Origin of the sequence: Lactiplantibacillus sp. YT640 (assembly GCF_049745435.1) — a bacterium.
Classification (GTDB): domain Bacteria; phylum Bacillota; class Bacilli; order Lactobacillales; family Lactobacillaceae; genus Lactiplantibacillus; species Lactiplantibacillus plantarum.
Genome location: NZ_JBMNVY010000012.1, coordinates 17751 through 31873 on the forward strand (window position 1 = coordinate 17751; position 14123 = coordinate 31873).

Below are 14123 nucleotides of genomic sequence, written 5' to 3' on the forward strand. Positions count from 1 at the left end.
TATCACAACCTAGTGTAACTGATTCATCCTTAATTGACGATTAAGATACTTCTTCATGTTGACTCAAGTAAGCCACGATTCGTTGGCGATCCAAATAGCCAACAACCCGATTTTCTTCCGTGACCGCCACATAATCGTGATCTGTCAATGCCGTAAAGGCGGTGCGTAACGTGGCTTGAACGTCTAACGATTGAATCCGACCACTCGCAACACTGGGTTCTTCTGTGAGATAACCCTGAATAAGCCCTACACGCCCAACGTAGACATCATAGACATTTTTAGCTCGGCTCGCGCCAAAGAAGTTCCGCACAAAGTCGTTCACTGGATGCTGAGCCAGAGCAGCCGGCGTATCGACTTGTATTAACTGACCGTGTTGCATGACACCGATCCGATCACCCAACTTCAACGCCTCATTCATATCATGCGTCACGAAGACGATCGTGTTGTGATAGCGGGCGTGTAGCCGTAAGACCAAGTCTTGCAATTGTTGCCGCGAGATGGGGTCTAACGCACTAAATGGTTCATCCATCAAAACAATATCTGGTTGCGCCGCAATCGCCCGTAAGATACCGATGCGTTGCTGCTCACCACCGGATAATTCTGACGGCATCCGGTCACGGTATTCCTTTGGATCGAGGCCAACTTCCGCCAATAGCTCATCAATCGTTTGATTAATTTCCTTCTTAGCTGTCCCTTTCATTTCTGGAATCACGGCGATATTTTGCGCCACCGTCATCGTTGGGAACAAGGCAATTTGCTGTAAGACATACCCCATTTGCCACCGTAGACTTCGGACTGGTATCGTGGTTGTATCAGTACCATTAACTAGGATTTTACCAGCCGTCAGTGGCTCTAAGCAGTTGATCATTTTAAGTGACGTCGTTTTGCCACTCCCAGAAGTCCCTACCAAAACAAATAGCTCACCCTGGTCAATCGTTAAATTAAGGTCGGGAATCACGGTCTGCCCATTAAAGTCTTTCTGGACGTGTTGAAATTCAATTGCCGTTGTCATTTAACGTCCCTCCTTCAATAAGCCGTGCTTCACAAGATAGCGATGTGCAACCGTCGAAGCGGACTGCTTCTTAACATTGACTTCATAGTTCATTTCTTGCATATCAGTTTCTGAAATCTTTCCTGCTAACTTATTCAACGCTTTAACGACCTTAGGATGTTTGTTGGCAAAGTTCGTCTTCATCAACGGTGCCCCTTGATACGTTGGGAAGAAGTGCTTGTTATCCTTCAATAAGGCCAAGTGATACTGCCGTAATTCACTATCCGTCGCATAGGCATCTACCAAGTTGATTTTCCCCTTACTGATGGCTTCATAGCGTAGCGCCGGCTCCATCGACTTGGCAGTCACGTCTAACCCATAAGTCTTCTTGATTCCTTTTAAGCCATCATTACGATCAATAAACTCTAGGGTCATTCCGGGTTTCAGAATCGATTCAACTTGCGTTAAGTCGCTGATTGTCTTCAAATGATGTTCTTGTTGAAATTTCTTAGTCACTGCCAATGCGTACGTATTGTTATACTGCATCGGCTTCAAGTAAGTCATTTGTTCCTGTTTAGCGAGGCGCTGTTTGGCGAGCTGATAGGTCTGATTAGCTGTTTGACCAGCTGGGTTATTTCCCTTAACTAAGGTCTCCAGCACCGAGCCAGTAAATTCAGGATAAATATCAACCTGATTATTCTTTAACGCGCTGAATAAGAACGTGGTCTTGCCAAAGTTAGGCTTGAGCGTCACATGAACATGCTCATCTTCAGCTTCAATCAGCTGCTTATACATATTAATCAAGATTTCTGGTTCGGAACCGAGTTTACCTGCAATCGTAATTGTTTCAACTCGATTGGCATAAACACTATAAGCCCCGCCACCACCTAGTAAAGCTAAAATACCGACAAAGACGATTAAGGCGTGGCGTGGTTTAGCCGTTTGAAACCACCGAACGAGCGCACTCAGCAGAATTGCTAACAATGCTGATGAGATAGCCCCAATCAATAATAACGAGGTATCATTACGGTCAATACCGAGCATGATAAAGGTCCCGAGACCCCCAGCACCAATCAAAGCGGCCAAAGTAGCCGTCCCAATAATTAAGACGAGCGCGGTCCGAATCCCAGCAATGATCTGTGGTAGGGCAATGGGTAGTTCAACTTTAAACAACTTACGCATTCGTGACATCCCAAAGGCATCGGCGGCCTCTTCAATTGAGGCGTCAATTTCTGAGATACCCAAATAAGTATTTTGAAAAATTGGCAGTAAAGCATAGATCACCAGCGCAATTACTGCTGGCACCGTTCCAATCCCAACTAACGGAATCAATAACCCTAACAGTGCCAAAGACGGAATCGTCTGTAAGACACTCGTGAGCTGTAACAATCCCTCGGCCCACCGTGGTCGTCGAACGACCCAAATAGCCAACGGAATCGCAATTACCATTGCGATGACTAATGATGCTAATGAAATCCCCAAGTGTTGCCATAGCGCAGTCAGCAAATCCCCGCGTCGATCCATAAACGTCTGTATTAATGTCTGCATGCTAACCTCCAGTGCTCACCTTTATTACTTAATAACTTCTTAATTATCCATGTATTTAATCGTAGCATAATCCGCCAAAAATCATAGTAATACGCACTGACAATTCACTAAATTTTGTAACTATTGTAGTTTCATGTTAAAGTTATTCATTAATTTAAAATGAAGCTGGCTAGTTTTTACGAAACTATTAGATGAACCACTCAATGGATTATCATTACAACTAAGGAGGCCCCAACAATGGCTACGATTCATCTTTACCTTGCAAGTACCAACCACCAATCGACCAACATCACCGCAACAACCCCCGCTGCCTGGGTCGTCATTCTGCGATACGCTGACCATCAAAAGGCGCTAAACGACGGTGGCTACGGACATACCGAAACTTCACTGGCCTTGAGTGCTCTGACCACCGCACTCGCCACGTTGAAACGTCATGATTTACCCGTTCATGTTCACACCACAACTGAACAAGTGGCGGCGGTTATTAGCGAACAACGTTATTTAAGCTGGCGGCAAAACAACTGGGACGTTCCCGAAGCCGACCAGCCAGACCTACCCCAATGGCAAACGCTGATTCCCATTATCGAAGAATTTCCCAACCTCACCATCACCTACCACCCCGTGGACGATCCCGCGATGACCACCGCAACGACTACGCTAACGGCGGTGATGACGAAGCTATAATGGCGGTGCAAACCTAAGTCCAAAGCAGCCAGCTTAGGCCCGCTGGAAAAGTTCGGGTTAGCGTAAACATGTTTGGTTAGTTCGTCCTACACCGACTTCCAGGCATTTCTGCCAATTGCCGGAACGTGGTGGGCACAGATTTAAGTCGAAACACCACGTCTCAAATACTGGCCTTTCACTAACCAAGAACAAGACGCTTGCTAAGTGAAATTTCACCACTGGGCATTGTCAGAAACGCCTTCCAGTCGGGATAGTATTCGAATGGCTGACGGTGAGGCACTCAACTTTTATTGGACTCATCATTGTTCTTCATAAACAGTAATTTTGTCGAGCAACTGTCAGGCAGAAAGTGACATTGTGATAGCTTACTATTTCGGAATCACCATAGTAGTAATCAAACGTTTCAACAAAGTGGTTAATGTAACCCTAACCTCTAGTTTAAGGCTCCATTATCAAAATAGTCAGCGACCAATTATACCAAGTTAAGTGGCCGTTCATCAGCCATTCGAGCGGCTTACCGACCGGAGGGGCTGGGTGACAATGCTCAGTAGCCAAATTATTCTTAGTCGGAAGTGGGCTACTTCCGGCTTAGAATAAGACTCGTATTTGAGACCGGGCGGGTTTGTGCACGGGCTCAAATCGATGTCGGCTTACGTTCCGGCAATTGTCACCCAGCCCCGGAGGTCGGAATAGGACGATCATTGCTGCCGAACAAGAATCCACCTGCTTGTCATCATCCAAGCACCAGCTAAAATAATAACTAACGAGACCCTATCTCTCCCATGCTACATGGGGGAAGCTTAAAGTTTAGACTTGAAATAAAGAAGCGAACCCCTACCACAATAACAACTGTGATCGTTGGGCTCGCTTCTTAGCATCATTATTCAGATTAATTATTATCAGCGGGTATTTTTCCATGCCGATAATGCCGACTCCCGGTTCGCCGGTCCTTACGCCGCGTAACTTTTGACAGCTTAGCCGCACCATTGACGGCTGAGTTCATCATGCGGTCAAACTGACGATCACTCAACCACTGACGAGCCGTTAATGAGACCCCCGCGCCCATACCTGCGTGATAGCGAGTCTTGGGCTTCACATCATTGACAGCGCGAACCATCAGTTTAGCAATCACTCCCGGATTGGAAGCAAACTGATCGAACAATGACAGCATCGCACCGACCTTAACGGCTTGTTCATGATAGGCTGTCTCACCGGAAACTGCCAACAGCTTTTTTTCCGCAATACCAGCCCATTCAGTCTTGATTCCACCAGGTTCAACGATGACAACATCTATACCAAATGGTGCGACTTCCATCCGTAACGAATCGCTCATCCCTTCAATTGCGTGTTTGGTCCCCATATACCAAGCACTTAAAGGCTGATAGATCTTTCCCCCAATTGAAGAAACATTAATGATCCGACCACGATGTTGTGCCCGCATCAACGGTAAAACTAATTGTGTCAACCGCATCACACCAAAGACATTGACCTTGAATTGGTACTCGCCTTCTGCGACCGGAACGTCTTCCAAGGAACCGTATGAGCCATACCCCGCATTGTTGATTAGGACATCAATGCGCCCCTGTTCGACCTGAATCGTCTTGACAGCCGCGATTAACGTCGCTTCATCCGTCACGTCGACTTTTAAAACGTGCACTCCAGCCGCTGCTAAATCCGTCATTTTTTCAATCCGCCGTGCGGCTCCGTACACAATGTTCCCCTGAGCTTGTAACTTCAAAGCAGTTGCTTTACCGATCCCCGAAGATGCGCCCGTAATTAAGATGACCCGTGGTTGACTCATAATCCGTTCCTCCATCGTTAACTGTATTTACTGTCATGCTACGTCAAACCCTTCACAATTGCAATCGAATTCATTGCCCGTAGTATGCTAAAATAGAACTAATTTCAAGCACGTCAATTTAATTGGAGGAATGAACATGTCAACAAAGATTATCATGGACACTGACCCTGGTATTGATGATGCCGCCGCAATTACCTTTGCGTTAAATCATCCTGACTTGGACTTACAATTAATTACAACGGTCGCCGGCAATGTGACGGTCGACAAAACGACGCTGAATGCGCTCAAACTAACGCGCTTCTTTAACAGTGACGTTCCCGTAGCGGGTGGGGCTGCCCAACCGCTGATCAAACCGTTTGAAGATGCCGTCCGAATTCACGGTGTTTCAGGAATGCCGGGTTACGACTTCCCGACTGACCTTGCGGAACCATTACCAGAAACAGCCGTTGAAGCGCTCCGTGACTACATCATGGCTGCTGAACAACCGATTACGTTAGTGCCAACGGGAGCCTATACCAACATTGCGCTCTTATTTAAGACCTACCCCGAAGTAATGCCACACATTAAAGAAATCGTTGCGATGGGTGGGGCCTTAGGCAAAGGTAATATGACCAGCGCCGCAGAGTTCAACGTCTTTACCGACCCGCACGCGGCTGAAATCATGTACCAATCCGGCGTTCCAATTACCATGGTCGGCTTAGACGTGACGATGAAGGCCCTTTTAACGCGCGAATCGATTGAACAGTTACCGACCCTCGGTAAAACTGGCGAAATGCTCCACGCCCTCTTTGGTCATTACAACGACCGCAACCAGACTGGCGTTGCGATGCATGATGTCAATACGCTCTTCTACTTACTACATCCAGAAGCCTTCACGACTGAAAAGATGTGGATTGATGTCCAGACGGAGGGCCCCGCTAATGGCGAGACCGTTGGCGATATTCGTGGTGCTTACCATGACGGCAAAACCAACGCGACCGTTTGTGTCGATATTGATGCGGCTGCTTTCAACAAGTGGTTCCTAGAAACCGTGGCAGCCATTGACCAACCTAAATAAACCACTACCAATCGTCATTAATTAAGCTAAAAAATGAACCACTTCAGCTTGCACAATTATCATGTGCGCTTGAAGTGGTTCATTTTTAGTTTGCGTTACGCTTTTATCAAAACGTAGTGCTACTCAAAGTGCTTAATACGCTCAGCAACCACTGACCGTACCTGATTAAATGTCATCCGGCGTATCTGGGACTAATTGAATCAATGGTTGACCGAAGTTGACTTCTTCACCATTCTTCACTAGGAAGGCTTTGACCGTCCCCGCTTGCTTAGCAACCACTGGCCGCATCATCTGCATCGCTTGAATGAGGCCGACTTGTTGACCAACGCTAACGTGGTCGCCTAACTTAACGTATGGCGCTTCTTCTGAAGAATGCGCTGGGTAATAGATTCCTACGACCGGTGCCGTCACGCATTCCTTAGGATCAATCGGCGCTGGTTCTGGTTCAGGATCAGGTGTTACAACGCTCGTCGGATTGCTAGCCGTACTGGTCGCCACTGGGGTTGGTTCCGCCTCCGCAACAACTGGGGTACTAACTGTTGAGACCGGTGTCGGTGTGACCGGCGTTGGGTCAATCACCGGCTGATTGGGAAGTGGCGCCGGCTGCGGGGTCACCGTCGTCTTGCCGTGTCCCTTCTTACCCATTTGAATTTCAAAATCTTGGTCCCGATACTCAAAACTAGTTAAACTGCTTTGTTCAAACTTGTCCATTAACTGATAAATCTTATCTAATTCCATACAACACCCTCCAATTAATTTACGCTTTGATTATAACGCATAGTTTAGCGCAGGAGTGTGGTGGAAGTATGAACGCTTCTTTAAGAATTCGTCAATATTTCGTTTAAGCAGACGCCAACTCATGATCCGCCGGAACTAATTTAAACAAAAATAATGGTGCTGGTGACTTACCTGCCTGCGCGTACGCTAACACTGTATCAACGTGGTCTAGCTGTAACAACCGATCATCAAGTTGCCACAAGCCGCGTTGGTAATAGTCGCGGCAATATTGCACGAGGTTGGTCAAAAAGTTACCGACGGCCTCATTGACCGTCGCGCCACGCCCATCGACACCCCAAAAATCGGCGGATTCTAACCAGTACCGTTGTTCCGATAATTCTCGATAACGACCAACTTCATGAATTAACACTAACCGTGCTGTCATTGCCAAGGCCCCTTTCAATCTCAATGCCACTTTCATAATAACATCTAAGATAGCACCGATAATTAGCCCTGACAATCCTGAATGGCAAACCCGTTTCAAATTAAGGTTATTAACGAAAATCGCCTTATTTTTCAATCAAGTGACGCTTTTTACTTAAGATTCTGAATCTTGTTCGTGTTGTAAAAACGTACCGTGGTGGTTCAGGTCGGCTTGTAAATCAGCCATTGTAAACTGATGATAGTAAGCCCGATATTGACGGTCAGCTACTGTAAATAAATCCGTCAACGTTTCACTAATATTGGCCGCAATCGGGGATTGATCAGCCTGTTCATCCGTTTTGGATGGTCCCGTAATGAAGCGCGCATAGCTAATTGTGGGGGGGATGGTTAAATCATATAGATCGCCGAGGTTCATATCGGCCAACGCCAAGTCTAATTGGTAGCCCCCATTTTTACCAACCGTCCCCGTTAAATACCCATGCTTATGTAGAACTGATAAAATATTGCGAATCATCACCGGGTTAAGATGCAGTGACTGCGCGAGTTCCCGACTAGCGACCTTACTATCACGGTGTGCATCAAGGTACAGGATACTATGCACCGCCACCGAAAAATCAAGTTTCATGTTACTTCCTCCCACACTTTGTCATAATTCTATTCTACCACCAACTGTAATGACTCTCATTTCAATTAGCCCCAATATGCAGGTATAATGTGTTTGGGAGTGAAAAAATATGTCATCTACAATCAGTGCCGCAACGTTCAAGCTAAATGATCAAGCTGCGTTGTCACCGGCACAACAATCATTAGAGCACCAACTATTAACTTTTATCCGTACCCATCGCCAGCAAAAACAGCCCAGCCTCTTTGTTATTCATGGTGATGCAGGAACTGGCAAGAGTGCCGTATTAGCCGCCGCGTTTGCTCGGCTACAAGCCCTCAATCGTAGCTTGACACCAAACGATTTGCAGGCCACTGACAACTATCTCGTCGTCAATCACAATGAAATGCTCAAAATTTATAAGCGCTTAGCTGGTGAAGATCCCGTCTTGCGCAAAAAAGACTTCCAAAAGCCCACTCCGTTGATCAACCGGTTGGCAAAAGAACACCGGCAAGCAGACGTTGTTTTTATCGACGAAGCGCACCTATTACTCACGCAACCAGACCGCTATAACCGCTTTACAGGTCACAACCAGTTAACGGAACTGATCAATCATAGTCGCGTCGTTGTCCTCGTCTTCGACACCCGTCAAGTCTTGAAGTTAAAGAGCTACTGGCACAGCAACGATCTCAAGCCATTTTTAGACCAGTACCCGCACGCGAACTACAACTTAGACGAGCAATTTCGGGTCACTGGCGGCGCCGATGTTGTCGACTGGATCGATGGTTTTACCCGCGGGCAATTACAACCAAAACCCGTTAGCGATAACTTTGATCTACGCTTTTTTGATGACGGGCAACCCTTATACGACCTGATCAAACAACGCGACCAGCAGTATGGACTCGCTCGGATGGTGGCAACCGCTGACTTCCCGTACGTCGTTAATCATGGCACTTGGTACGTGACGGCCGGACAATTGAAGCTTCCGTGGGATAAAGTCAACTTAACTGATGATCCTTGGGCCTTACGACCTGAGACACTGAATGAAGTTGGTTCTATTTATACCATTCAAGGGTTTGATTTGAATTATGCGGGGGTCATTCTTGGCCCTTCTGTGGGCTATGATGAAGACCATGATCGGATTGTCGTTCGCCCTGAACGCTATGAAGATCAAGAAGCGTTCAAAAACCGGACAGACTTAGGCGATCTGCGTCCCCTTAAACAGCAGATTATCTTTAACTCAATCAACGTCTTGATGAAACGTGGTCGTTATGGGCTTTATATTTATGCGGTTGACCCAGCACTACGCCAGCGACTATTAGCGTTATAATAAGACTAATTACACGAGGAGGGATTTGCAATGCAACTATCAATTCCGACCATCAATGGCGCCCTTGCAGCCACCTATTCCAAACAAGCGGCCGTTACCCAAACGTATAAGGGCCACCCCATCATCTCGTTTCCCGTTGACATTAGTGATGTGCCAGCTGGCACCCATTCACTGGCGTTCACTTTCGTTGACCACGATGCAATTCCGGTAGGTGGCTTCACCTGGATTCATTGGATTGCCGCCAATTTACCGGCAACCACGACCCACATCCCTGAAAATGCCAGTCAGACCGGTGCTATTCCGATGGTCCAAGGTAATAATTCCACAGCGGGCGCCTATGTTCACGAGACTGATCCGAAAGTTAGCCAACACTACGTCGGCCCGTATCCGCCTGACAAGGATCATCGTTATTCATTTAAACTATTTGCACTTGATACTGAGTTAGACCTCCAACCTGGATACTGGCTCAACGAATTTCATGATGCCATTGCCGGTCACGTGCTAGCAACTGCTAAAACGACGGTCATTGGCAAAGTGTAATCCAATCTGCCATATAATATGGATAGCTTAGACAACCAAAAACGTTGCTACAGAATCACGTAGCAACGTTTTTTATTAACACTAATATAATGGCATTACTTCAAAGAACCAGCTAAGCAAAATACATCAGAATAAACGCAATTAATGCCGGTAGCCCCTGAATCACGACGATCGCGCGACTGACAGTAATACTACCATAAACCGCGGCAACCATCACACAGGCTAAGAAAAACAGGGTTGCACCGGCGCTCGCGACGGCCGGAATCACAAACAAGCTGTATAAAATACCGACGGCCAAGAAACCGTTATATAACCCTTGATTTTTAAACAATAATTGCACTGACGGCGACTGTAGCGTTTGCCGTGGAATTCCAAACGCTTTTGCGGCCATTTCACTATCCGCATTAAACATTTCCAGCCACAAAATAAATAAATGTTCAACGGCAACCAAGATCGCCATAATCATTGCTGCAACGTGCATCCTAATCCCCTCCTTTTTTCGGTCCTTACTTGAATTGTACCAGTTACTGCGCCTAAACTGTAGAAATACAGACTTACTTGTCTTTATACGAGCTAATTCGTCACAAATCATGATTAAAACATGGTAAATCCGGGGTCAAAACTGCCACCGTTTTGACCCCGAGGTGCTTTTAAATGATAAAGCCCGGCTACGACCAAGCAGATAACTTGCTGGTTGCAACCAGACTTTATTCACATCTCATTACCAAATTAGCTTAATCTACACTTACATACCGGGCATCCAAACATCTTCGGGCTTGATGCCTTGTTCCTTCGCAAAAGCATTCCGTAAGGTGTCCATATCCATTAAATGATAAGTTTGTGGGTGTTGTGGATCATATGATTCAATTTGGGCCATCATACCACCATCTTCATGTTCGATGATATGGCAGTGATACATGTAAACTCCTGTCAGCTCAAATTTGACCTTGATCCGCACCGTTTCACCAGGGTTGACACCGACCGTATCCTTCAGCCCATGTTCATTAGGATAAACTGGACCATCATTCCGTGCCAAAACTCTAAACTGAGTCCCATGAACGTGGAATGGATGAACCATGCCGTTTTCAGTACTGTTGGTGTTGCGGATTTCCCAAATGGCGACATCCCCAACTTTCTGCCGAGCGTCGATGCGACTCATATCGAATTTCTTACCATCCAGCGCGACTTCATCATCCATCCCATCCATCGTGATTGTGCGAACAGGTAAGTCAGGTGTTGGGGTTTCATCAGGAATATCAACTAAATGTTCTGGTAGTTTGGTGTCATCCGGTACGAACGACTTGATTCGGAAACGACATAGCGGCGTATCATCCGTCATCAGCGTGACTTCATCGCCCGGCTGATACTGACCGAAATCAACGACAATTTCGTCCCGTTCCGCACAGGTCATCATCACTTTAGTCATATAAACCGGTGCCGGCAAAATGCCACCATCGGAAGCGACTTGTGCAAATTCCAAATCGTCATTGAAGTGCAGACGCCATTCACGCCGGTTCGACCCATCCAAGATTCGTAGCCGCACCCGCTGCGTCGTCACATCAAAATATGGGTTGACCGTCCCGTTAACTAACGCCGTATGCCCTTGAACACCATCTGGATCATAGTCCGCCCGGTAATCAAATTGGTTATCATCGTGAAATTCACGGTCTTGTAATACCAACGGAATATCATCCACACCATAATTACGTGGTAACGGTAACTGATCTTCAACGTCATCCTTAATAATCACCATCGTTGCTAGGCCTTTCCAGACCTGCGTCGCAGTCGATGGGCACGGATGAGCATGTAACCACGTAGTCGCAGCTGGTTGATGTACTTTAAAGTCAATGTGATTCGTTTCACCGGGATAGACCGGTGCGTGGCAGCCACCATCGGTAATGGGCCCTGGGACATTCAAGCCGTGCCAATGGAAAGTCGTCAATTCTGGGAGTTTATTTTCCAAGTCAATATGGGTCTGCTTACCATTACGAAAGACGATAGTTTGGCCTAGGAAGCCCGCATTATAGCCCCACGTTTTAGTCTTCTTACCAGGTAAAAACTGAGTTTCGCTTTCTTGTGCCGTGACGGTATAGTAATCATCCGTATCCGTCTGGCGATCCGGCTTCAATAACGGCGGAATCGCTAACGGTTGTGGCTCGACTTTCGGTGTAACTAGTGGAATATAGCCACCGTCATGTGTGTTGTAAGCAGGTTCATCAAAAAAATAATCAGTATAGACTTTTTTTGCCATGTTGACATCCCCTTAGATATTTAAAATAACTTAGATTCAAAAAATGGTGGCGCTTTTATACGTCACCTTCAGTTTAGAATTATTTTAAAAAAGTGTCAAACGAATTTCAGTGCTCAATTGCTAATCATTAAGGTCATGCTGTCGTCCCTGATAACACTTAAAATAGCGCGTTGACTGTATTCGTGGTTGCATCGCCCAACCAAGCATTCGTCACCAAATGATCAAAATAGCTCGTTTCAACAACACCAGCCAAAGTTGCCAATTCAACATTCAGGTCCGTAAGTTTGGCATACGTTGGAAAATGACAATCGATCAATAAATTGCCGCTATCGGTTAACGTGAAGCCATCCCGATTATTAGCAGTTCGAATGGTTGCCTGACCGCCAAGATCACTCACCGTCCGCATGACTAACGATAAGGCCGCTGGTAGTACTTCTAAGACTAGTGGCGTCTTGATATCAAATTGATCGACTAACCGATCCTGCATCGTTAACAGCCAATATTCATCCGCCAAACTGGCAATAATCTTCTCATTAGCATGGATTCCACCGCCACTTTTGAGCGCGTTACCGTAATGATCTAACTGATCGCAGCCGTCAAAAGCAATATCAACCCGGTCACAATATGCAGTATCTACAACGGTATACCCGAGAACGGTCGCAAGCTGGCGGGTCGTCGGTGATGGGGTGACGACCGTAATATCATTCACATGATTGGCTGCCTCCTTGACCAGTTCACCAACCGTCGAGCCACCACCAAAACCAACAACCATTTGCGGTTTTATTAACGTCAAAGCTTGTTGAACAATTGCCTGTTTAATCGTCATATCAATTTCCTTCCATCATCACAAGATATTCTCATCATAGCACGCGATAACCTATTTAACTAACTTTAATCGCAACCAAATCACACGATTTTTGGTCAAATTCGGGTCTAGGATGAGGCCCCTATCTCAGCAACGTTTTAAAATACAATTATTGATGGCGACCTTCGTTTTTGGGGGAAAGAGGGTTACAACAATGAAGAATAAGTACAGTGCTAAGTTAGGTTTAACCACATTAACCGTGATTTTTGGTCTTGGGCTGACACCAATTGCCAACGCAAAATCGATTGCGACACCATATTCACGGAGTCGTTGGCCACACGCTCAAGTGACCTACGTCATTCAAGCATCATCATACGAGCGGCACGTCTATCAAGCGGCCATCCAAGCCTGGAATGCGACTGGTCACTTTAAATTCGTGCCGGGAACCACTGCTCATCATCAAATTACTTTGGGGACCAGTAATGCCACCAGTGGGCAGTATTATCGCTTAGCTGGTATTACTTTTTCGACCGGTTATACCAATGGTTATTACACAAAAGCGCAAGTGTACTTGTTAACACGTAATTTTGTACGCTACCACTATTCTTATACGGATCAAGTCCACGTGGCTGAACACGAGTTAGGACATACTATTGGTTTGGAACACAGCCGTGATCGCCACAGTGTCATGTTAGCTGATAATCGCTATAACGGTATTAGTGCAGCCGATAGCGCGGCGGTGCGTCTGCGTTACCGCTTACCTGTTGGCAGGCTTTAGGTAAAGCTATCCAACTAGGTCTGCCATTAATACCTTGGGTGCGGTGACCCCACTTTGATGTTTACAATCAATACCGCACCCAGGAAGGCCGCGATGATGAGTCGCGACCTTTTTTATGAGCACCGATGGCCGTAATCATTGTTGAAACATAACTTAATTAGCACGCTAAAAATGATTGCAGACAACAAGCACTTTGATACGGTCGATTCCTCGTATCAAAGTGCTGCGCTTAGCTGTGCAGTAAATAACCATAGCTTCCTAAAATAACTAGTACATACCCTGTAGCCGTGACTAATGCTAGCAACATGCCGCTTCCAGGTTGCCACCCGCGGCGATGACAAAAAGTCAAACAGCCACTGGTTAACAACATTAGCGCAAACGTTGCTGCGATGACTCCGAAGAACTGGCCCCATTGACCAAGCAAGGCACAGCCTACTCCCAAAATCGTCGCGATCACAATCACGAACCACCGTTGCCGGTTTGTTAATTGTCGGCGCATATTCATCCCACCATATAGTTAATGCAGTCAACGTTCTGCTTAGTAAAATTTTAACATTTTGGTAGAAGTTTGCCAAA

At 46.3% G+C, this 14123-nt stretch carries 15 protein-coding genes; 5 read left to right on the top strand and 10 right to left on the bottom strand.

Translation table 11 applies throughout. From position 1 onward, the window contains the following. Positions 1–40 precede the first annotated feature (40 nt). Both ACOV1R_RS09075 and ACOV1R_RS09080 read right to left on the bottom strand, forming a co-directional pair. Positions 41–1012: an ABC transporter ATP-binding protein gene (locus ACOV1R_RS09075; RefSeq protein ID WP_003641941.1), complete on the bottom strand. Its 972-nt coding sequence runs from the start codon at positions 1010–1012 to the stop codon at positions 41–43. After that, positions 1013–2539, bottom strand: coding sequence for an ABC transporter permease/substrate-binding protein (locus ACOV1R_RS09080; RefSeq protein ID WP_003646443.1), 1527 nt, complete (start codon positions 2537–2539; stop codon positions 1013–1015). A 237-nt stretch (positions 2540–2776) separates the two neighbouring features. Here ACOV1R_RS09080 and ACOV1R_RS09085 point away from each other — a divergent pair, with 237 nt between their 5' ends. Beyond that, the gene (locus ACOV1R_RS09085) at positions 2777–3223 is read left to right on the top strand and encodes a ribonuclease H (protein ID WP_003646442.1); all 447 of its coding nucleotides are present in this window, start codon (positions 2777–2779) and stop codon (positions 3221–3223) included. Between the two features lie 889 nt (positions 3224–4112). On the opposite strand, the gene ACOV1R_RS09090 is transcribed toward ACOV1R_RS09085, so the two are convergent. Then, positions 4113–5024, bottom strand: coding sequence for an oxidoreductase (locus tag ACOV1R_RS09090; RefSeq protein ID WP_003643768.1), 912 nt, complete (start codon positions 5022–5024; stop codon positions 4113–4115). Positions 5025–5160: 136 nt separating this feature from the next. Between ACOV1R_RS09090 and rihC the strand changes: the two genes are divergently transcribed. After that, positions 5161–6081: a ribonucleoside hydrolase RihC gene (gene rihC, locus ACOV1R_RS09095; RefSeq protein WP_003646441.1), complete on the top strand. Its 921-nt coding sequence runs from the start codon at positions 5161–5163 to the stop codon at positions 6079–6081. 165 nt (positions 6082–6246) lie between these two features. On the opposite strand, the gene ACOV1R_RS09100 is transcribed toward rihC, so the two are convergent. From ACOV1R_RS09100 to ACOV1R_RS09110, 3 genes are all read right to left on the bottom strand, one after another. Further along, a complete protein-coding gene (locus tag ACOV1R_RS09100; protein ID WP_003643766.1) occupies positions 6247–6819 on the bottom strand; it encodes an acetyl-CoA carboxylase biotin carboxyl carrier protein in 573 nt (190 codons plus the stop codon). Positions 6820–6922: 103 nt separating this feature from the next. Then, positions 6923–7243, bottom strand: a complete 321-nt coding sequence (locus tag ACOV1R_RS09105) for a hypothetical protein (protein ID WP_225867872.1) — start codon at positions 7241–7243, stop codon at positions 6923–6925. Positions 7244–7396: 153 nt separating this feature from the next. Further along, the gene (locus ACOV1R_RS09110; RefSeq protein ID WP_003646440.1) at positions 7397–7867 is read right to left on the bottom strand and encodes an RrF2 family transcriptional regulator; all 471 of its coding nucleotides are present in this window, start codon (positions 7865–7867) and stop codon (positions 7397–7399) included. Between the two features lie 109 nt (positions 7868–7976). Here ACOV1R_RS09110 and ACOV1R_RS09115 point away from each other — a divergent pair, with 109 nt between their 5' ends. Together ACOV1R_RS09115 and ACOV1R_RS09120 are read left to right on the top strand one after the other, a co-directional pair. Continuing rightward, positions 7977–9173 carry a DUF2075 domain-containing protein gene (locus tag ACOV1R_RS09115; protein WP_011100975.1) on the top strand — a complete coding sequence of 399 codons (1197 nt, stop codon included), beginning with the start codon at positions 7977–7979 and terminating at the stop codon, positions 9171–9173. A 30-nt stretch (positions 9174–9203) separates the two neighbouring features. Next, positions 9204–9713 (top strand): YbhB/YbcL family Raf kinase inhibitor-like protein, encoded by a 510-nt coding sequence (locus tag ACOV1R_RS09120; RefSeq protein WP_016511452.1) that lies wholly within the window; start codon positions 9204–9206, stop codon positions 9711–9713. 112 nt (positions 9714–9825) lie between these two features. On the opposite strand, the gene ACOV1R_RS09125 is transcribed toward ACOV1R_RS09120, so the two are convergent. The 3 genes from ACOV1R_RS09125 to rpiA form a co-directional block, all read right to left on the bottom strand. Further along, complete coding sequence (locus ACOV1R_RS09125; protein WP_003643763.1) at positions 9826–10194, bottom strand: DUF1304 domain-containing protein; 369 nt, start codon at positions 10192–10194, stop codon at positions 9826–9828. A 264-nt stretch (positions 10195–10458) separates the two neighbouring features. After that, on the bottom strand, positions 10459–11964 hold the full coding sequence (locus tag ACOV1R_RS09130) for a multicopper oxidase family protein (protein WP_003641930.1): 1506 nt from the start codon (positions 11962–11964) through the stop codon (positions 10459–10461). Between the two features lie 157 nt (positions 11965–12121). Further along, positions 12122–12790 (bottom strand): ribose 5-phosphate isomerase A, encoded by a 669-nt coding sequence (rpiA, locus tag ACOV1R_RS09135; protein ID WP_016511451.1) that lies wholly within the window; start codon positions 12788–12790, stop codon positions 12122–12124. Positions 12791–12983: 193 nt separating this feature from the next. Between rpiA and ACOV1R_RS09140 the strand changes: the two genes are divergently transcribed. Continuing rightward, a complete protein-coding gene (locus tag ACOV1R_RS09140; protein ID WP_003643762.1) occupies positions 12984–13547 on the top strand; it encodes a M57 family metalloprotease in 564 nt (187 codons plus the stop codon). 229 nt (positions 13548–13776) lie between these two features. On the opposite strand, the gene ACOV1R_RS09145 is transcribed toward ACOV1R_RS09140, so the two are convergent. Next, entirely contained in the window at positions 13777–14046 is a 270-nt protein-coding gene (locus ACOV1R_RS09145; RefSeq protein ID WP_003641927.1) for a hypothetical protein, read from the bottom strand. Between the last annotated feature and the right edge of the window lie 77 nt (positions 14047–14123).

Coding starts and splice junctions, on each gene's coding strand:
- ACOV1R_RS09105 (WP_225867872.1), bottom strand. CDS start 7,243: ATGACAGCACGGTTAGTGTTAATTCATGAAGTTGGTCGTTATCGAGAA.
- ACOV1R_RS09100 (WP_003643766.1), bottom strand. CDS start 6,819: ATGGAATTAGATAAGATTTATCAGTTAATGGACAAGTTTGAACAAAGC.
- ACOV1R_RS09140 (WP_003643762.1), top strand. CDS start 12,984: ATGAAGAATAAGTACAGTGCTAAGTTAGGTTTAACCACATTAACCGTG.
- ACOV1R_RS09085 (WP_003646442.1), top strand. CDS start 2,777: ATGGCTACGATTCATCTTTACCTTGCAAGTACCAACCACCAATCGACC.
- ACOV1R_RS09145 (WP_003641927.1), bottom strand. CDS start 14,046: ATGCGCCGACAATTAACAAACCGGCAACGGTGGTTCGTGATTGTGATC.
- ACOV1R_RS09125 (WP_003643763.1), bottom strand. CDS start 10,194: ATGCACGTTGCAGCAATGATTATGGCGATCTTGGTTGCCGTTGAACAT.
- ACOV1R_RS09075 (WP_003641941.1), bottom strand. CDS start 1,012: ATGACAACGGCAATTGAATTTCAACACGTCCAGAAAGACTTTAATGGG.
- rpiA (WP_016511451.1), bottom strand. CDS start 12,790: ATGACGATTAAACAGGCAATTGTTCAACAAGCTTTGACGTTAATAAAA.
- ACOV1R_RS09080 (WP_003646443.1), bottom strand. CDS start 2,539: ATGCAGACATTAATACAGACGTTTATGGATCGACGCGGGGATTTGCTG.
- ACOV1R_RS09120 (WP_016511452.1), top strand. CDS start 9,204: ATGCAACTATCAATTCCGACCATCAATGGCGCCCTTGCAGCCACCTAT.
- ACOV1R_RS09130 (WP_003641930.1), bottom strand. CDS start 11,964: ATGGCAAAAAAAGTCTATACTGATTATTTTTTTGATGAACCTGCTTAC.
- ACOV1R_RS09110 (WP_003646440.1), bottom strand. CDS start 7,867: ATGAAACTTGATTTTTCGGTGGCGGTGCATAGTATCCTGTACCTTGAT.
- ACOV1R_RS09090 (WP_003643768.1), bottom strand. CDS start 5,024: ATGAGTCAACCACGGGTCATCTTAATTACGGGCGCATCTTCGGGGATC.
- rihC (WP_003646441.1), top strand. CDS start 5,161: ATGTCAACAAAGATTATCATGGACACTGACCCTGGTATTGATGATGCC.
- ACOV1R_RS09115 (WP_011100975.1), top strand. CDS start 7,977: ATGTCATCTACAATCAGTGCCGCAACGTTCAAGCTAAATGATCAAGCT.